General features: G+C 65.6%; 1 protein-coding gene. It reads left to right on the forward strand.

Annotated features, from left to right (window positions below; all coding sequences use genetic code 11):
- Positions 1-758: 758 nt before the first annotated feature.
- Positions 759-1,073 carry a hypothetical protein gene (locus tag ELR45_RS23740; protein ID WP_129668552.1) on the forward strand — a complete coding sequence of 105 codons (315 nt, stop codon included), beginning with the start codon at positions 759-761 and terminating at the stop codon, positions 1,071-1,073.
- Positions 1,074-1,083: the final 10 nt, after the last annotated feature.

Below are 1,083 nucleotides of genomic sequence, written 5' to 3' on the forward strand. Positions count from 1 at the left end.
TTCCAACGTCAAACGGCCTGCAGACGGCCTGGCGGACTGTCGGCTTGGGAATCGTGCCCAGTACGTAAGCCGACCCCTGCGCCTGCGCTCGTCGGGCTCATCGCTCGACCATTTCAACTCTGGGTGTCCGCCCATCACCGGCCGACACCTGTTCATCTTCAAGGCGGCCCGCACCACGGAGTGGCACCTCCGTGGCGGGGCCTCGACCGAACCTAACCAGGAGGTTCAGCCGTGCAAGACAATGTACCGTTCTTCTCTTGTAGCGCGACGTGGGCCGGTGGTCACTGGATCGTCGTGTGTGATCGACAGCGCGATTGGTGGGTGACCACGCGCAGTCTTGATAGGGCCAGTTCTGAGCTGCGTCGCGTGATTGCCTCTGCCCTGGGCTCGGTGGAGTCCGATGTTCGTGTGGTGATCCGCCCGGTCCTGCCTGAACCTGTGCGTGGTCATCTCGACCGGGCGGGCCGTCATCGCGTGCACGCGATAGGGTCACGTCGCCTTGCTGTGGCTGAATGGGCCTCGGCGGCTCGTCTGCTGCATCGTGGCGGGATGTCGATACGCGACATCGGGTTCATCCTCGGTGGAGGGTCGGCCCAACGGGTGCGCCAGCTGCTGAAGACTCGCCCGGTCGGCGGTGAGCGTTGATGGCCGACACGGCGGAATCGACCCTACACACCTTCACCTGTACTGCCCGGCGCGAGGATCATCACTGGCTCGTGGTGTGCGACCAGTATCCTCGCACCCAGATCGCAACGCGCATGCTGAGCAGGGCCGCTGCGAGTCAACGGGCCGCGATCGCCTCCGTGCTCGGCCTCACCGCAGACGACGTCACCGTGACCGTCGTCCCGGTCCTGCCTGACGACGTGCGCGAACATCTTGCGCGGGCGACACAGCTGCGTCAGACGGCGACATGGACCAACCGTGCCGCTGCGGCTGAGCGCACGGTAGCCGCACGCATGTTGTGGCGTGATGCGATCTCGCTGCGCGACATCGGCTTCATCCTCGGCGTCTCGCACCAACGTGCTCGCCAGCTGCTCGCCCATCCGAGCAAGCGTGACGGTGGTGAGCAGTGATGGCCGACCC

Source organism: Phytoactinopolyspora endophytica (assembly GCF_004138495.1).
GTDB lineage: Bacteria > Actinomycetota > Actinomycetes > Jiangellales > Jiangellaceae > Phytoactinopolyspora > Phytoactinopolyspora endophytica.

Excerpts from the sequence above, each read along its gene's own strand:
- ELR45_RS23740 (WP_129668552.1), top strand. The coding sequence starts at position 759 with ATGCTGAGCAGGGCCGCTGCGAGTCAACGGGCCGCGATCGCCTCCGTG.